Genomic DNA, 15,395 nt, shown 5'->3' on the forward strand with positions numbered 1-15,395 from the left:
GCGCCCGCATAACCGATGATAACCCGCGCTTGACTCTGTTCTTGGCTTGGCGCCATTTGGAACATAAGTAGAACAAATGAGTCGATTCTCTCCTCCATGCCTTGCTGGCACCGGCGCTGTTGATGGCAGCGAGCAGGCACCTGCGCAGACTGTGGAGCCCGCCGTCCGCCGCATGGCGCTGAACGCTGCCGAGCTGGACGCGGCCCTGTCTGGCGGGTTGCTGCTGGCCGGCCTGCACGAGATTCACGGGCCAGCCGCCGATGCCTTTGCACTGATGCTGGCGCTGGCTGCGCCGCGACCGGGGACGATATTATGGGTAAGCGACGGCAAGGGGCGTGATGGCCGGCTTTATGGCGCCGGCCTGGCCGAGCTTGGCGGCGATCCGTCGCGGCTGGTATTGGTCATCGCCGATGGCAGTGTGTCGATGCTGCGCGCCGCCCATGAAGCGCTGTCCTGCCCGGCGCTGGCCTGTGTCATCATCGAAAGCCATGGCGCTGCTGCCGCGCTCGACCTGACGGCCAGCCGCCGCCTGCACCTGACGGCGGACCGGGCCGGTGTCCTTGCGCTGCTTGTCCGCCGTGAAGCCGAACCGGCAGCCAGTGCCGCACTCAGTCGCTGGCAGGCGCTCCCCGCGCCTTCGGTACCGCTTCCAGTCATGGCGCCGGGTCCGCCGCGTCTTGTGCTGACACTGCTGCGCCAACGCGGCGGCCCGTCCGGCATCTCAGCCTTTATGGAGTGGAATCGTGACCGAAAATGCCTCAGCGCTGCGAGCGACCAGGGCGGTGCGGCGCATCCTGGCACTGCACCTGCCACTGCTGCCCAGCGAACGCCGCGCCGCACAATCCGGCGCGCGGCGTGATGCAGCGCCGCTGGCCCTGATTGTCCAGGATCGCGGCCGGCAGGTCATCGCCGCACTCGATGCTGCCGCGCTGGCCGAGGGATTGGCACCGGGTTTGTCGCTGGCCGATGCGCGGGCGCGTGTGCCGACTTTGCAGGCCTTGCCGCACGATCCCGCAGGCGATGCCGCATGGCTGGACTGGCTGGCTTTGGCAGCTACCCGGTATACGCCGATGGCGGCTGCCGCGCCGCCCGACGGGCTTCTTCTCGATATCAGCGGCTGCGCGCATTTGTTCGGCGGCGAGGCCAGTCTGGTGGCCGATATCGTCACGCGCCTGTCGCGCATCGGCTTGACGGCACAGCCGGCGATCGCGGCCACGCCGGCGGCGGCGCTGGCACTGGCACGCCATGGCGGCCACCGGCTTGGCGATCTGCCGGTCGCGGCGCTCACGAATGACGAGTCTGTCAGGACGGCGCTGCGCCGTGCCGGGCTGCTCCGCATTGGCGATCTTGTGCGTCAGCCGCGCGGCGCACTGGCGTCCCGCTTTGGCGCCGGATTGCTCGCTGCGCTCGATCAGCTGACCGAGGCGCAGGACCAACCCTTGTCGCCTCTGCTGATTGCGGCGCCAATCGCCGCAGAACAGCGGCTGGCTTCGCCCGTCGCCGATGAGGGCGCCGTGCTTGCAGTTGCCGAAAAGCTGCTGCTGCGCTGTGCCATGCAGCTTGCGGCGCGCGGCGAGGGCGGCCGCGCCTTTGCCGTCACGCTCTACCGCGCCGATGGTCATGTCGCGCAGGTGATGGTGGAGACATCGGCGCCGGTGCGCGATGCAGCGCCGGTCATGCGCCTGCTGCGTGAACGGCTGGCGGCGCTGGCCGACCCGCTCGACCCCGGCTTTGGCTATGATCTGGTGCGACTTGATGTGCCGGTGACGGCGGCGCTGGCACACCAGCAGCTCGGGCTTGATGGCGGCGACATTGCCGAGGGCGAACTGGCCGCCTTGCTCGACCGGCTGACGGCGCGGCTGGGGCCGGGCCGTGTGCGCCGGCTGGTGCGCCATGACAGCCATATTCCCGAACAGGCGGCCTTTGATCTGCCGCTGTCCGCCGGCGCGCCGCAGCTTGACTGGCCTGCGCCGCCGCCGGGGGAACCGCCGACCCGGCCGCTGCGGCTGTTCGATCCGCCGCAGCCCATCGAAGTTCTGGCCGAGGTGCCCGATGGTCCGCCCCGCCGCTTTCGCTGGCGTCGCCGTCTGCATGAAATCACCCGCCACGAAGGCCCGGAACGCATCGCGTCGCAATGGTGGCGGCGCCGCAGCGGTGACGGCTTGACCCGCGATTATTACCGGGTCGAAGATGCCGCTGGCCAGCGTTACTGGGTGTTTCGCCACGGGCTGTACGGCACGGAGAAGGCCAGCCCGGCCTGGTTCATCCATGGCCTGTTTGCCTGATCGCCGTCCTGCTGCGCCGGTCTTTGCCGAACTGGCTGCCGCGACGCATTTTTCGTTTCTGCACGGCGCGTCCTCGCCGGCAGACATGGTGCGCCGCGCCCATGCGCTGGGCCACACCGGGATCGGCATAGCCGATACCAACACGGTGGCCGGCGTCGTGCGCGCCCATGTGGCAGTGCGCGATATGATGGAGGCCGCATCCGATGCCGGCCAGCCGGCGCCTGTGTTCCGGCTGGCGGTGGGAGCGCGACTGGTGTTTGCCGATGGCAGCGCCGATGTCATTGCCTATCCGGCCTGCCGGCGGGGCTGGGGCCAGTTGACGCGGCTTCTCACCACTGGAAACAGGCGGGCAGCCAAGGGCAGTTGCATCCTCCATCACGCCGATCTGATGGATCATGCGCAGCGACTGCTGTTGATCGCCATGCCGCCAAAAAATGCCGAATCCAGCCGGTTGGCGGATCTGGCCGCCGCCTGTCCGGGCCGGGTTTGGCAGGGCGCGATCATGCCGCGCGCCGGCAAGGATCGGCGCCAGTTGGCAGGTCTGATCTCACAGGCAGAGGCAGCCGGCGTACCGCTCATCGCACTGAATGCGCCGCTTTATGCTGGCCCCGAGCAGCGCCGCTTGCATGATGTGTTGAGCTGTATTCGCGAAAAATGCACGCTGGAATCCGCCGGCACACGTCTGGCTGCCAATGCCGAACGCCATCTCAAAAGCGCAGCAGAGATGGCGCGGCTGTTCGCCGATTGCCCGGCTGCCCTGGCGCAGACACAGCGGTTCCTGGCCAGTGTCGGCTTCAACCTCGATCAGCTGCGTTATGAATATCCGCACGAGCCCATCCCTGCGGGTCACAGCCCGCAAGGATGGCTGGAGACCCTTGTCCTCAGCCACGCACGGACGCGTTGGCCGGAGGGGATTCCGCCCAGGATGCAGGCGCTGCTTACCGAGGAGTTCCGAGTCATCGCGCGTGCTGGCTATGCCCCCTATTTCCTGACTGTCCATGACATTGTCGCCTTTGCGCGCGGACGCGGCATCCTGTGTCAGGGGCGGGGTTCGGCAGCCAATTCGGCGGTCTGTTATGTGCTTGGGATCACGGCGGTCGACCCTGCCAAGCACAACTTGCTGTTTTCAAGATTTATTTCTGAGGAGCGCAAAGAGCCGCCCGATATCGATGTCGATTTCGAGCATGAGCGACGTGAAGAGGTGATGCAGTGGATCTACGAACGCTATGGCCGCGAACGCGCCGGCATCGCAGCCACCGTCATCCATTACCGCCCGCGCAGCGCCGTGCGTGAGGTCGGCAAGGTGCTCGGCCTGTCCGAGGACATGACGCAGCGGCTGACCAGCACCGTGTGGGGCAGCTTCGCCAGCCAGATGGAGGAGCGCCGCTTTGCCGAATCCGGGCTTGACCCGGCAGCGCCGGACATTGCCCGGCTGGCCGACCTTGTGCAGCAGATCATGGGCGGCCCGCGCCATCTGTCACAGCATGTCGGCGGCTTTGTGCTGACCCAGGACCGGCTGGATGAAACCGTGCCGATCCACAATGCCGTCATGGCCGACCGCACTTTCATCGAATGGGACAAGGACGATATCGACGCGCTTGGCCTGATGAAGATCGATGTGCTGGCGCTGGGCATGCTGACCTGCATCGCCAAGGCGTTTCAGATGATCGCCAGCCATCATGGCCTCCATTATACGCTGGACAGCGTGCCGGCCGAGGATGCCGCCGTGTTCGCCATGCTGCAAAAAGGCGATTCCATCGGGGTGTTCCAGGTCGAAAGCCGGGCGCAGATCAACATGCTACCGCGCCTGAAACCGGCGGAGTTCTATGACCTTGTCATCCAGGTGGCGATCGTGCGGCCCGGACCCATTCAGGGTGACATGGTGCATCCCTATTTGCGGCGCCGGCAGGGGCGGGAGGCGGTCAGCTTTCCCAGCCCCCGCCCCCCGCATGATCCCGATGAGCTGAGACAGGTGCTCGGCAAGACGCTGGGCGTGCCGTTATTTCAGGAACAGGCGATGAAGCTGGCCATCACGGCGGCCGGCTTCACGCCGTCGGAGGCCAACCAGCTGCGCCGCGCCATGGCGACGTTCCGGCACAATGGCGGCATGCAGCATTTCGAGGCCAAGCTGGTCGATGGCATGGCGGCGCGCGGCTACGAGCGCGATTTTGCCCAGCGCTGCTTTGCCCAGATCCAGGGCTTTGGCAGCTATGGCTTTCCAGAAAGCCATGCGATTGCTTTTGCCCGGCTGGTCTGGGTGTCTGCCTGGATCAAATGCCGTTATCCGGCGGTGTTTGCAGCGGCTTTGCTCAACAGCCAGCCGATGGGTTTTTATGCCCCGGCCCAGCTTGTCCGCGATGCCGCCGAGCATGGCGTTGCAGTGCGGGCCATCGATGTCAATTTCTCCGATTGGGACAATGTGCTGGAGGGTGAATCGCCTGCGTTCGCCTTGCGTCTTGGCCTGCGCCAGATCAGCGGTTTTCGCAGCGAATGGGCCGATAGCCTGATGGCGGGGCGGCCCTATCGCCGGCTGGAGGAAGTGGCCCGCGCCGGCCTTCCCGAACGGGCGCTGAAACTGCTTGCCGATGCCGATGCCTGTGCCAGCCTGGGCCTTGACCGGCGCAGCGCCGGCTGGGAGGCACTGCGCACGCCTGCCCGGGCGCTGCCGCTGTTTGCCGCCGCCGATGCCGCAGAACTTGGCGCCGAGGCCGCCAGCATCCTGCCGCTGATGACGCCGGGGGAGGAGATTGCCGCCGATTACCAGACCATTCGCCTGTCGCTCAAGGGTCATCCGATGGCGCTGCTGCGGCCATGGTTTCCGGGCGTGCTGACGGCGCAGCAGGTGTCTGCGACGCGGGGTGGCCGGCGCGCATCGATGGCCGGGGTGGTGCTGGTCCGCCAGCGGCCGGGCAATGGCAATGCCATCTTCGTGACACTGGAGGATGAAACCGGTGTCACCAACATCGTCATCTGGGCGCGGCTGTTCGAGGTCTATCGCCGCGCGATCATGGCCAGCCGGCTGATGCTGGTCGAAGGCGAAGTGCAGCAAAGCCCCGAAGGCGTCACCCATCTGATGGCAACCCGCATCCATGACCGCAGCGACGTGCTGGCGCGGTTGTCGGACACCCATGTCACTGCCCCGCAGCCGGCGCGCGGCGACGAGTATCTGCACCCCGACCAGCCGTCGTCCTTTCCCGGTAGCCGCGCCCGCCACCCCCGCGATGTGCGGATCATGCCGAAATCGCGCGATTTTCATTGAAAGCAAGGCCATGGTGCCATGATGGGAGATAAGACCATGGATGCATTGTTTGAAAAAGCCCGCGAAGTTGCCGCACTGCTGATGGCGCAGCGCCAGACCATTGCCATCGCCGAAGCCTCCACCGGCGGGCTGATCTCGGCGGCGCTGCTGGCTGTGCCAGGCGCTTCGGCCTTTTATCTTGGCGGCAGCGTCATCTACACGCCTCGCGCCCGGCACCGGCTGCTGGGGCTGAAACGCGAGGATGTGCGTGGGCTGAAATCCGCCAGCGAGCCTTATGCGGCGCTGGTCGCCGAAACCGTGCGCCGCCAGTTCAGCGCCACTTGGGGCCTGTCGGAATCGGGCGCCACCGGGCCGAACGGCAACCCCTATGGCGACGCCGCCGGCCATTGCTGCTTTGCCATCGCCGGCCCGTTGGCTGCGGCGCGCACGCTGGAAACCGGGCATGGTGACCGGCTTGCCAACATGATCGCATTTTCCATCGCGGCGCTGACGATGCTGGCCGAAGAGATGCAGTAACCTGCCAGTCCCTGCCCCGGCGGAGAGAGCCCGCCCTGGCAAGGTGCACATGAACCTGTCCTACACACTGCATATCATGCGAGACTTGGGCTGTTCTTTTCCATCGTTAAACTCGCACCCACTGGCGCCGCGAAGGGGTCATGGTTGGCGACAAAAAGCTCACGAAACCGTCAAGTTTGTCAACTTCGGTTGCCCGCAAGGATTGCGGAGAACCGTCACTTTCGTTTCGGGTCAACCGAAAGGAAAAGCTGCGCCAGAGCATAGGGTACACGGCCGGCAATGATGATGACGATCGCGAAAACCGGCCCGATGATCACGCCCCAGCCACTTCCAGGGTATGGATGGCGCAATTCGCTCACGATGAACCAAAGGGCAACGGACACGCCGATCACGATCGACCCCATCCAGAATGTGCGAAAATATCGCAGGATGTCGGCGAAACGGTGACTTCGGCCTTCAGCCTCTTCGGCCAATTGCCGTCTATATGAGTCCAGCCAGCGCATCGTCGTGATTTGCCTTTCGAAGTCCAGGCCGTTTAATCGCCCAAGACCACACTCCCATCCTCGGACAGCTTCATGAACGGATTGTACGCCACCTCCCAGGGGTGTCCGTCCGGGTCGCAGAAATAGCCGGAATAGCCGCCCCAGAATGCCTCATGCGCGGCTTTTTGCAGGCTCGCGCCATTGGCCACCGCGCGGGCCAGTAGCGCATCCACCTCCGCCTTGCCGCCGACATTGTGCGCGATGGTGAAGCCGCCGAAGCCCGGGCCGCGATCCTGCATGCCGCAATCCTCGGCCAATTTGTCGAATGGATAGATGGCAAAGGCGATGCCGCCGCACTGGAACATGGCAATGGCGTCGAACTTGCGCGCCCGGCGCGGCCAGCCCATTGCCTCCCAAAAAGCCACTGCGCGCGGCAAATCATCGGTTCCCAGCGTGACGATGCTGATGCGTTGGTCCATGGTGCGCTCCTGTTCAGGAGACACAAGTGGCATGACGACGGGACAAATGGAACGCATCGTTCTGGTGCGACATATCGATGGCGCGCCGACGCCGGCAGATTTCCGTGTGGAGAGCCTGCCAATCCCCGAATTGGCCGAAGGGCAGTTCCTGGCGAAAAACCATTTTGTGTCCTGCGATCCCGGCACGCGCTCGCGTCTGTCGCCGGGCGCGTCCTATGCGCCGCCGCTGCAACCGGGCGCGCCGGTCGATGGCTTTGCCGTCGGCGAAGTCATCGCCAGCCGCAATGAACGCTTTACCGTTGGCGATCATGTCGCGCTGACCGGTTGGGCAACGCATGTCGTATCGAACGGGCGCGGCTATTGCGTGAAACTGCCCGACCTTGGCGTGCCGGAATCGCTTTGGATCGGCCTGCTCGGCGTGCCCGGCATGACCGCCTGGTTCGGGCTGAAACGCGTGGCGCAGATGCAAACCGGCGAACGCGTGCTCGTCACCAGCGCCGCCGGGCCGGTGGGCGCGACGGCGGGGCAATTGGCAAAGATCTGGGGCGCATCCGAAGTGGTCGGCATTGCCGGCGGCGCCGAAAAATGCGCCTGGCTGATGGACGTGGCCGGCTTTGACCGCGCCATCGACTACAAGGCGCCGGGTTTCGAGGCCGCATTTGCAGACGCGTCCGCCGGCGGCTGGGACATCATGTTCGACAATGTCGGCAACGCCATGATCGACCGCGCCTTGCCGCACATGAAGATGCGCGGCCGCATAGTGGTGTCGGGGCAGGTCGCCGATTACAACACGCCGCCCGACAAGGTGCCGGGCCTGAAGAACACCCGCGAATTCATCGCGCGCCGGTTGCGCATGGAAGGGCTGGTGGTGTTCGACGACCTGGCAGGGTTTACCGCCGCACAGGCCGAACTGGCCGGCATGATCAAGGACGGCCGGGTGAAGTACCGCGAGGAAGTGTTCGAAGGGCTGGCCAACTTGCCCGAAGCGTTCTGCGGGCTGTTCACCGGCGCCAGTTTCGGGCGGCGGGTGGTGCGGGTCTGACTATAGCATCCCGTCATCCGTTGGCAGCCCGAGCAACACGCGGCCTGTCAGTTCCCAGGTCGGAGGTGCAGTCATGACGTGCTGGGTAGCGACGTGCGCGTCGCGAAACCGCCGCCCGAGCGGGTGGCTGGCATAGACTGCCGTACCGCCAGCCAGTGTGTAGATGCGGCTCGTGACATCGGCGGCGGTGTGGACGAGATGTGTCGCGGCGGCGCGCAGCCGGGCGCGGTGGGGAATGTCGAGCGCTTCGCCCATGGCCAGTTGTCGCTCGGCAGCAGCCAGTTGGGCAAGCACCAGCGCTCGGGCGGCGGCGAGATTGGTGCTGGCCTGGGCAAAGTCCGCCTGCACCGTGCCGCGCTCGGCCAATGTCCGCGACGAACCGGCGGCTTTCTTGGCTGTGGCCAGCGCCTGAAAATCCGCAATCGCAGCCAATGCGTTGCCACTGGCCACGGCCGCAATACCGATGGCGAGCAGCGCAAAGGGCGCAAACGCATAGAGACTGCCTGGCGCGCGCGGTGTGTCGGCCATGAACGACACGGTGCGGCTTCGCGGTACACGGACGTTGCTGGCCGCCATATCGCCGCTGCCGGTGCCGCGCATGCCCATCGCGTCCCAGGTGTCGATCAGTTCTACATCTTCGCTGCGCATGATCATCATGCGGTGGTCGGGCGCGCCATTTGGGAGCATTCGCAGCTGGCCATCTTCGAAAATCAGCGCGCCGCCGAGCAGCCATTGGCAATTGGCGCTGCCCGAGGCCCATGACCAGCGACCGGAGACGATATAGTCATCGCCGTCCACCACAGCCTTGCCCATTGGCGCGAACACGCCGCCGGTGATCGCCGCCGGATCGCCGAAAACCTCGGCAGCATGATCCTGCGGCAGCCAGGCCGAAACCAGCGCGGTGGTGCCGGCGATCATCGCGCACCAGCCGGTGGCGGCATCTGCGGCGCCAAGCGTTTCCAGCGCGGCAAACATCTCGGACGGGGTGACTTCACCGCCGCCATATGCCTTTGGGACAAGCATCCTAAACAGCCCAGCCTCGGCAATCATCGCCGCCAGATCGGCGGGCAGGCGGCGCTGGCTTTCGGTATCCGCTGCGCGCGCTGCTATGATCGGCGCAAGGCGGGCAGCTTCGGCGAGCGCGCTCATAGCTTGAGCAGACTGGCGAGGTTGTTCTTTTGCATGTCGCTCGATCCGCCGACGATGGGCATGCCCAGAAGATCGCGGACATGGCGCTCCATGTCAAAGGCATCGGACAGGGCATAGGCGCCCATTACCTGCTGGCAGGCCAATGCGATTTCGACCCCGGTGTCGGCGACGAACAGCTTGGCCATGCTGGTTTCCACCGAACACGGTCGGCCTTCGTTGGCCAGCCAGGCGGCATGGTAGAGCATGTGCCGGGCCGCCTGCAATTTGGTGCGCGCGGCGACGAGCTTGTGGCGCACGGCCTGATGTTGGGCGATGGGTTTGCCGAACTGCACGCGGCTTTGGGCATAGTCCCAGGCCTCGGCCAGTGCGGCGCGGGCGATGCCGAACGCCACAGCAGAGATTTCCAGCTTCTCGACATCCAACGCGCGGCCGGCCAACAGCTTCCAGCCCTGGTTCCACATCGCCGGCCCGCCGACGATGGCGCTGGCGGGCAGGCGCACATTGTCGAAATACACGTCCTGGCTGGCGGTGTAGCGCAGGTTGCTGTGGTGGATGTCCTGCATCGTCACACCGGGCGCGTCCGTCGGGATCAGCACGAACGACAGGTTACGATACCGGTCCCCCGGCTCGCCCGATCGCACCAGCGTGTAGATGTAATGGCACCAGTCGGCGCCGGTGCACCAGCGTTTGGCGCCGTCGATGACAATGGTGTCGCCTTCCATGCGGGCCCGGGTGGCGACGCTGGCGAGGTCGCCCCCGACATCAGGCTCGGACAGGCCATAGGCAAAGAACAGCTCGCCCCGCGCCAGTGCCGGCAGGAACTGTGCCTTTTGTTCGGGTGATCCATTCTCCGAAAGGTTCATGCCGCCATAGAATGCGGTGTGGATGAACGGCCCGGCCAGGCACGGCCCGGCCTGCGCCAGTTCCTCGATGACGGCGATGGCGGCAACGAGATCCTGCCCCGCGCCGCCATGGGCCTCGGGCACGGTCAGCGCCGTCAGGCCGAGCGTGTTCAGCTGCGCATAGACATCACGCGGCCAGCGGTGGTCACGGTCCCACTGGATGCGTTTTTCGCGCGGCGCATGGTCGGCAACGAAACGTGCCACCGTATCGCGCAATGCGCTGACATGGGCAGGTTCGTCGATAAAGCTTTGCAAGGTCATTCCCCCGTCAGATCGGGTTTGCGGCGTTCGCGAAAGGCCGCGACCGCTTCGGCCCGGTCCTTGGTCAGGTTGGACAGGGTTTCATACGGGATCGACGCATCCATCAGCTGCTGGGCAAGCACGCGCAGCGGCTGGTTGGCGACAACCTTGCTCCAGCGAACGGCAAAGCGCGGGTTGCCCATCAGCTTGCCGACCATTTCGGTCACCTTGGCATCCAGCTGGTCGCCCGGCACGGCATAGTTGATCAGGCCCATGTCGGCGGCGCGCGTCGCCTTGATCAGGTCGCCGGTCATCAGCAGTTCCTTGGCGCGGGCATAGCCGATCAGCTGCGGCCAGATGACGGCGCCGCCATCGCCTGCCACCAGCCCGACCTTGACGTGCGGGTCGCCGATGGGCGCGGTTTCATCGGCAATGATGATATCGCAGAGCAGCGCGATGGTGGCGCCCAGCCCGGCAGCGGCGCCGTTCATGCGGCAGATCACCGGCTTTTCTATTTCCAGCAAGGTCGTGACGATGCGCTTGGCATCCCAGCCAATGTCGCGAAACCGTTCCGGATGCGCGATCTGTTCGGCGAAACAGTCGAAATCACCGCCGGCACAAAAGTCACGGCCGGCACCGGTGAGGATTATGATGTCGCTGTCCGCATCAAGCTGGAGATCGGTGAATACCCGCGCCAGTTCATGATGCATGGCTTCATCGACGCCGTTTACGGGATTTGGCCCGGTGATGGTCGCCGTCAGTGTGCGCGCATGGCCGAACTGCCCGCGCGTGAATGTGAACCTTGTGTAGCCGTCGAGGCGCGCCATGATCTTCCCCTTTGGCGGTCAAGGTGGACCAGTCATGCCGGCAGGTCAAACTGCCATAAAGCGCGGATTATCCGGGGAGTTTCAGCGTCTTTTGCACGGCGTCCCAGCGGACCAGCTTGAAGTTCTGGGCTTTTGGCGCGTTATTGCCGTCCTGGGCAATCATGATTCCGGCCGGAAACGCCGGGCCGAAATTGCCGGTTTTCACTTCGATGCCATCGGTTTCCTGGGTTGCGCCATAACGCCCGGCAGCGATGCGGAACCGGCCCATGTAACGGTCGTCGGACAGGCGCCAGACGGCATAGGCATTGTCACCCTGAGAGGAGGCGATGAGCCAGCCGCCATTGCCGGCGCCGGTGGCAGCGATGGCCAGGCCCTCGGCGTCGGCGACCAGCCGCGCGCCGTCGGTGGACGCGATGCGAACGGGCGTCGTGCTGCCTTGCGGCAGGGCGTCGAAGCGCCAGAGGCCGGCATCCTCTTCGGCCGCATAGAGCCGCGCCGTGCGTGCATCGACTACGCAGCCTTCGGACTGGCTGGGCAGTTTCATCGTGCGCACGGTGCGCCCGGTGCCGGTGGCGGCATCGAGCGCGATCTGGCGGATCGTCCCGTCCTTGAGCACGATGAAGGCGTGCAGCGCGTAAGGCGCGGCGAACAGGCAGACGCCATAAGCCTCGCCCGCGCCGGCGGGCACGCGGCCGATTGCTGTCAGCCGCGCTGTGACGGGATCGAGCCGGAACAGGGCAAGATGGGCATTGTCATTGTCGTTGCGGTCACTGGCAACGACGATGATGCCGGCCGGTGTTTCGGCCAGATCGACGTTATTGACGCGGCCCGCATTGATGAAGTCGCGCACGCTGCCGTCGAGGCCATAGACATAGAGCCCGGCTTTTTTGTCGGTGCCAACAATCAGGCTGGCGGCCGGATCGGCGGCATTGCGCCAGATCGCCGGATCATCTGCTGCGTCGGCATCTTGCGTGGCGACAGCCGTTGTTTCGCCGCTGGCGGTGACATCTGCGGTCAGGACCGGAGGCCGCGAGGCCGGCGGCGCGCAGCCGGTGAGCAGCAGGGCAAGCGCCAGAGTGATCGGAGAAGCCAGGATCGGGCAGCGCATGGGGTCTGCCTTATTGGACAGTGACGAAAATGGGATTGGCATAGAACCAAAGGTCTTCCCATGGGTTTTCGCCCTTGGGATCCTGACTGGGCTCGAGTTCGGTGGTGCCGGTGCCGCGGACGCGAATATAGAGCGGGCCGGTGACGGCCGGGACGCTGTACGTCATGGTGAGATATTCGCCGTCGCGGCGCCAGTCGGCGGAGGTGAAGCGGCGTGCGATGGCGGTGGCCGGGGCGCTGTCCGTGCGGCGATCGGCGGCGGGTCCCGTGACCGGCCCGATGATGAGATCGACGCGTGCGACGCTGGGGGTATAACCGGCGGCGTTGGCGGCCGCGGGATCGCGCAGTCGGATGGTGACATCGACCGGGCGGCCCTTCCGGGCGTTGAGGGTGCCGCCTATGCCGGCGCGCCCGCGCCCGCTGGCAGCGATGACCTCGACCTCGGACACAAGGTCGCCGGTGGTGACGAATATGCGGCCAGTGCGCAGGCCGTCGATGATGTCCGAATGCTGCGGACGTGCCTGGACATAGGTCTTGGAATACTCGCCAGGCCAGAAATCATTGCCGCCATCGCGCCAGTTGGAATGGCTGTCGGATGTTGCGGTGGTGAACCAGCGGCGACCTTCGGCAAGCATCGAGTCCCAGAACCCGCCCAGCGTGGCCGTCATCTGGTCAAAGCCGCCAAGGGTGGGCGCGCGCCCATATCCGCCGCGATTGCCGGTGGGATCGGGGCTGCCATCCGGCCTGATGGCGCCGGCCTGATGGCCAGGCGCGCCTTCCATGCCGATGGCGACGCGGGGCGCGGTATCGTTCCAGTTGCGAAATTCGACCGGGGTGTAAAGGCCCCAGGCAGAAGGCGCGGTTGCCGATCGGCTGGGGTGATTGGCGATGAGGACAGGCGGGATCTTCTGGTCGCGCATCAGCTTCAGGGCATCGATCATGCGGCCTTCGGTGTCCCGTGCGTCGTCGCGGGGCCACGGCTCTTTCTTGGAGAAACCGAATTCAATGGCGCGCAGCTGCTCGCGCTCAGCACCGGTGAAGGGGATGATGAGGCTGCTGTGGTCGCCAGCGGGCGTATCGAACTCCATGCCATAGAATATCAGCATTTCCGGCACGCTGCGGCGGGCGCGCTCGACCTCTGGCCAGGCTTGCTCATAGTTGAGCTTCGAATGGTTGGGGCCGCCATGATCGGTACTGACCATCCAGCGCAGGCCGAACTGGCGGGCCATTTGTGCGTTCTTCACGATGGCATAGCGGCCATCCTTGCCGAGCAGCGGTATGGGAGCTGTTTGCGGGCTGGCAGGGTCGGCGTTGTAGTCCGCGCTGAATTCGGAATGGATGTGATGATCGCCAGGAAGCCATTGACGGCCCGGCGTGGGGACGGCGCCAGCGTTGGGGCGGGCCTGATATTGGGCGGCAAGCCCACCGTGATGGCCATGAGCCACAGCCGGTATAAAGGCCGGCGATGCCAGCAGAGCGCCAATTGCGGCAAGGATGATGACGCGCATGGCTTTGGCTTTCTGGCGGCAACGATGAAACCGGTAAAATCGGCCTGGCGGCAGGAATTTCCAGCCGCCAGGCCTGATTCTGATCAATAGGTGAGGCGCAAACCGGCAGTATAGCGGCGACCGAAGGTCTCACGCTCGATGGTGCGTGCATCGATGCCGACAAACCGGCGACCCGGGCCGTTGAGCAGGTTCGACAGGTCGGCATAGACTTCGAAGTTCGGGGTGATGGCATAGCGTGCCGAAACGTCCAGTTCGCCATCGGCAGCCCAGTAAAAGTCGCCGCCAACTTCGGGCGAGCCCAGCCCATCGACCCAGGCGGAGCGATACTGATAGGACACTCGCGCCGAGAAGCCATATTTCTCATAATATGGCCCAACGTTGAGAACAAAATCGGACGTGCCCGGGAAACGCACCTTGCTGCCTGTCGGCGTCGTTGCCTCGCCGCGATTCAATATCACGTTGGTCTGGATGCCGAAGCCGCCCCACCATTTGTCTTCGGACAGGACATTGTCGAGCTGCATCTGGAACGCCGCTTCGAAGCCATAGATCTTGCCCTTGCCGCCGTTGAGCGTGGTGGAAAAGAGATAGTCGGAGCGGTCAATGCCGTCAGGGAATACGGCAGTTGTGCCGAACTGGCGGGTGGAACCGAACAGCACATCGCGGACATCCTTGTAGAAGGCGCCGACCATCAGGAAGCCGCCGTTGCTGGGATAATATTCCCAGTACAGGTCGACGCCGCGCGTCTTTTCAGGGCGGGCATCGGGGTTGCCGCCCGAAATCGTGCGATTGGCGTCATTGAAGATGAAATTCGGCCGCAGGACAGGATAGTCCGGGCGGGCCGCGCCGGTGTTGAACGACAGGCGCACCTTCATTTCTTCGGTGGGCGTCCAGTTGAAATGCAGGCTGGGATAGACCTGCGTGAAGCTGCGGTTGACGGTGATCAGGCTGGCGCCCGAAAACGCCGTCGAGCTGTTTTTGACATTCTCGAAGCGGGCACCGTAGACGATGCTGCCCCAATCGGTCTTGGTCACGCCCATCGCATAGCCCGACAACACTTCCTCGCTGACCTTGTAGTAGTTTGCATTGGCGAAGTTGTAGGCGGCAAACGGCTCGACTGCCTTGACGATGTCGATGATGGCCTGCTTGCCGTGATAGGGGAAGGTGTAGCCCAGAGGCAGCTTGCCGAGATAGTTGCCTGGGATGCTCACCGCCGATACCGCCGTGGGCAGGCTGGCAAGCGCGAAAATGTTCTGGCCATTGGACGTGCTGCTCGCAGTGATGTCGAGCAGCCGCTCGTCGACTTCCTTGACGCGGTTGTCATACTGAATGCCGACACTGAATTTGGTGCTGCCGAACAATTCGGTTTCGCGGCTCACATCCAGCCGGCCGGTATAGGCTTCGGTAGTATCGATCGCCTTCAGGCCGCGCACGCGCGCCAGCGACAGCGGGAAATCGGTGATGGCGGTAACGCGATCACCGCGCGACAGGGTGCCATCGGCAGCCCGCAGCGTGCGGTAAAGTTCGACCTTGGCCAGCTGCGGATTGGTGAGGTCGTAGAACACGGTCGGGCGGTTGGTTGCGGTGGCGCCGTTGGTGCCG

General features: G+C 64.9%; 13 protein-coding genes. 5 read left to right on the plus strand and 8 right to left on the minus strand.

The window, feature by feature from the left end; translation table 11 throughout:
• The first annotated feature begins 76 nt into the window (after positions 1 to 76).
• Genes RMQ73_RS01165 through RMQ73_RS01180 form a run of 4 tightly spaced genes read left to right on the plus strand, consistent with a single transcriptional unit; the run spans position 77 to position 6,060 of the window.
• The gene (locus RMQ73_RS01165) at positions 77 to 859 is read left to right on the plus strand and encodes a hypothetical protein (RefSeq protein WP_310496132.1); all 783 of its coding nucleotides are present in this window, start codon (positions 77 to 79) and stop codon (positions 857 to 859) included.
• A complete protein-coding gene (locus RMQ73_RS01170) occupies positions 744 to 2,285 on the plus strand; it encodes a DNA polymerase Y family protein (RefSeq protein WP_310496133.1) in 1,542 nt (513 codons plus the stop codon). Before RMQ73_RS01165 ends, RMQ73_RS01170 begins: the two co-directional genes overlap by 116 nt.
• Positions 2,269 to 5,544, plus strand: coding sequence for an error-prone DNA polymerase (locus RMQ73_RS01175; protein WP_310496134.1), 3,276 nt, complete (start codon positions 2,269 to 2,271; stop codon positions 5,542 to 5,544). The genes RMQ73_RS01170 and RMQ73_RS01175 overlap by 17 nt, the downstream gene beginning before the upstream one ends.
• Positions 5,545 to 5,580: 36 nt before the next feature.
• Positions 5,581 to 6,060 carry a CinA family protein gene (locus RMQ73_RS01180; protein WP_310496135.1) on the plus strand — a complete coding sequence of 160 codons (480 nt, stop codon included), beginning with the start codon at positions 5,581 to 5,583 and terminating at the stop codon, positions 6,058 to 6,060.
• A 215-nt stretch (positions 6,061 to 6,275) separates the two neighbouring features.
• On the opposite strand, the gene RMQ73_RS01185 is transcribed toward RMQ73_RS01180, so the two are convergent.
• Both RMQ73_RS01185 and RMQ73_RS01190 read right to left on the minus strand, forming a co-directional pair.
• Entirely contained in the window at positions 6,276 to 6,563 is a 288-nt protein-coding gene (locus tag RMQ73_RS01185; RefSeq protein ID WP_310496136.1) for a hypothetical protein, read from the minus strand.
• Between the two features lie 32 nt (positions 6,564 to 6,595).
• Positions 6,596 to 7,021, minus strand: coding sequence for a VOC family protein (locus RMQ73_RS01190; RefSeq protein ID WP_310496137.1), 426 nt, complete (start codon positions 7,019 to 7,021; stop codon positions 6,596 to 6,598).
• Positions 7,022 to 7,052: 31 nt separating this feature from the next.
• Between RMQ73_RS01190 and RMQ73_RS01195 the strand changes: the two genes are divergently transcribed.
• The gene (locus RMQ73_RS01195) at positions 7,053 to 8,063 is read left to right on the plus strand and encodes an NADP-dependent oxidoreductase (protein WP_310496138.1); all 1,011 of its coding nucleotides are present in this window, start codon (positions 7,053 to 7,055) and stop codon (positions 8,061 to 8,063) included.
• Here the strand turns inward: RMQ73_RS01195 and RMQ73_RS01200 are convergent, their stop codons facing one another.
• From RMQ73_RS01200 to RMQ73_RS01225, 6 genes are all read right to left on the minus strand, one after another.
• Positions 8,064 to 9,212 carry an acyl-CoA dehydrogenase family protein gene (locus RMQ73_RS01200; RefSeq protein WP_310496139.1) on the minus strand — a complete coding sequence of 383 codons (1,149 nt, stop codon included), beginning with the start codon at positions 9,210 to 9,212 and terminating at the stop codon, positions 8,064 to 8,066.
• Positions 9,209 to 10,375, minus strand: coding sequence for an acyl-CoA dehydrogenase family protein (locus RMQ73_RS01205; RefSeq protein ID WP_310496140.1), 1,167 nt, complete (start codon positions 10,373 to 10,375; stop codon positions 9,209 to 9,211). Before RMQ73_RS01205 ends, RMQ73_RS01200 begins: the two co-directional genes overlap by 4 nt.
• Positions 10,372 to 11,181, minus strand: a complete 810-nt coding sequence (locus RMQ73_RS01210; protein WP_310496141.1) for an enoyl-CoA hydratase-related protein — start codon at positions 11,179 to 11,181, stop codon at positions 10,372 to 10,374. The genes RMQ73_RS01205 and RMQ73_RS01210 overlap by 4 nt, the downstream gene beginning before the upstream one ends.
• A gap of 67 nt (positions 11,182 to 11,248) precedes the next feature.
• On the minus strand, positions 11,249 to 12,289 hold the full coding sequence (locus tag RMQ73_RS01215; protein WP_310496142.1) for a phytase: 1,041 nt from the start codon (positions 12,287 to 12,289) through the stop codon (positions 11,249 to 11,251).
• Positions 12,290 to 12,299: 10 nt separating this feature from the next.
• Entirely contained in the window at positions 12,300 to 13,796 is a 1,497-nt protein-coding gene (locus RMQ73_RS01220) for a phosphoesterase (RefSeq protein ID WP_310496144.1), read from the minus strand.
• Positions 13,797 to 13,879: 83 nt separating this feature from the next.
• A partial coding sequence (locus tag RMQ73_RS01225) for a TonB-dependent receptor domain-containing protein (protein WP_310496145.1) occupies positions 13,880 to 15,395 on the minus strand: 1,516 nt, incomplete at its 5' end.

This window comes from Sandarakinorhabdus sp., assembly GCF_031430775.1.
Classification (GTDB): domain Bacteria; phylum Pseudomonadota; class Alphaproteobacteria; order Sphingomonadales; family Sphingomonadaceae; genus Sandarakinorhabdus.

Excerpts from the sequence above, each read along its gene's own strand:
- RMQ73_RS01180 (WP_310496135.1), top strand. The coding sequence starts at position 5,581 with ATGGATGCATTGTTTGAAAAAGCCCGCGAAGTTGCCGCACTGCTGATG.
- RMQ73_RS01185 (WP_310496136.1), bottom strand. The coding sequence starts at position 6,563 with ATGCGCTGGCTGGACTCATATAGACGGCAATTGGCCGAAGAGGCTGAA.
- RMQ73_RS01200 (WP_310496139.1), bottom strand. The coding sequence starts at position 9,212 with ATGAGCGCGCTCGCCGAAGCTGCCCGCCTTGCGCCGATCATAGCAGCG.
- RMQ73_RS01165 (WP_310496132.1), top strand. The coding sequence starts at position 77 with ATGAGTCGATTCTCTCCTCCATGCCTTGCTGGCACCGGCGCTGTTGAT.
- RMQ73_RS01205 (WP_310496140.1), bottom strand. The coding sequence starts at position 10,375 with ATGACCTTGCAAAGCTTTATCGACGAACCTGCCCATGTCAGCGCATTG.
- RMQ73_RS01190 (WP_310496137.1), bottom strand. The coding sequence starts at position 7,021 with ATGGACCAACGCATCAGCATCGTCACGCTGGGAACCGATGATTTGCCG.
- RMQ73_RS01195 (WP_310496138.1), top strand. The coding sequence starts at position 7,053 with ATGACGACGGGACAAATGGAACGCATCGTTCTGGTGCGACATATCGAT.
- RMQ73_RS01220 (WP_310496144.1), bottom strand. The coding sequence starts at position 13,796 with ATGCGCGTCATCATCCTTGCCGCAATTGGCGCTCTGCTGGCATCGCCG.
- RMQ73_RS01215 (WP_310496142.1), bottom strand. The coding sequence starts at position 12,289 with ATGCGCTGCCCGATCCTGGCTTCTCCGATCACTCTGGCGCTTGCCCTG.
- RMQ73_RS01175 (WP_310496134.1), top strand. The coding sequence starts at position 2,269 with ATGGCCTGTTTGCCTGATCGCCGTCCTGCTGCGCCGGTCTTTGCCGAA.
- RMQ73_RS01210 (WP_310496141.1), bottom strand. The coding sequence starts at position 11,181 with ATGGCGCGCCTCGACGGCTACACAAGGTTCACATTCACGCGCGGGCAG.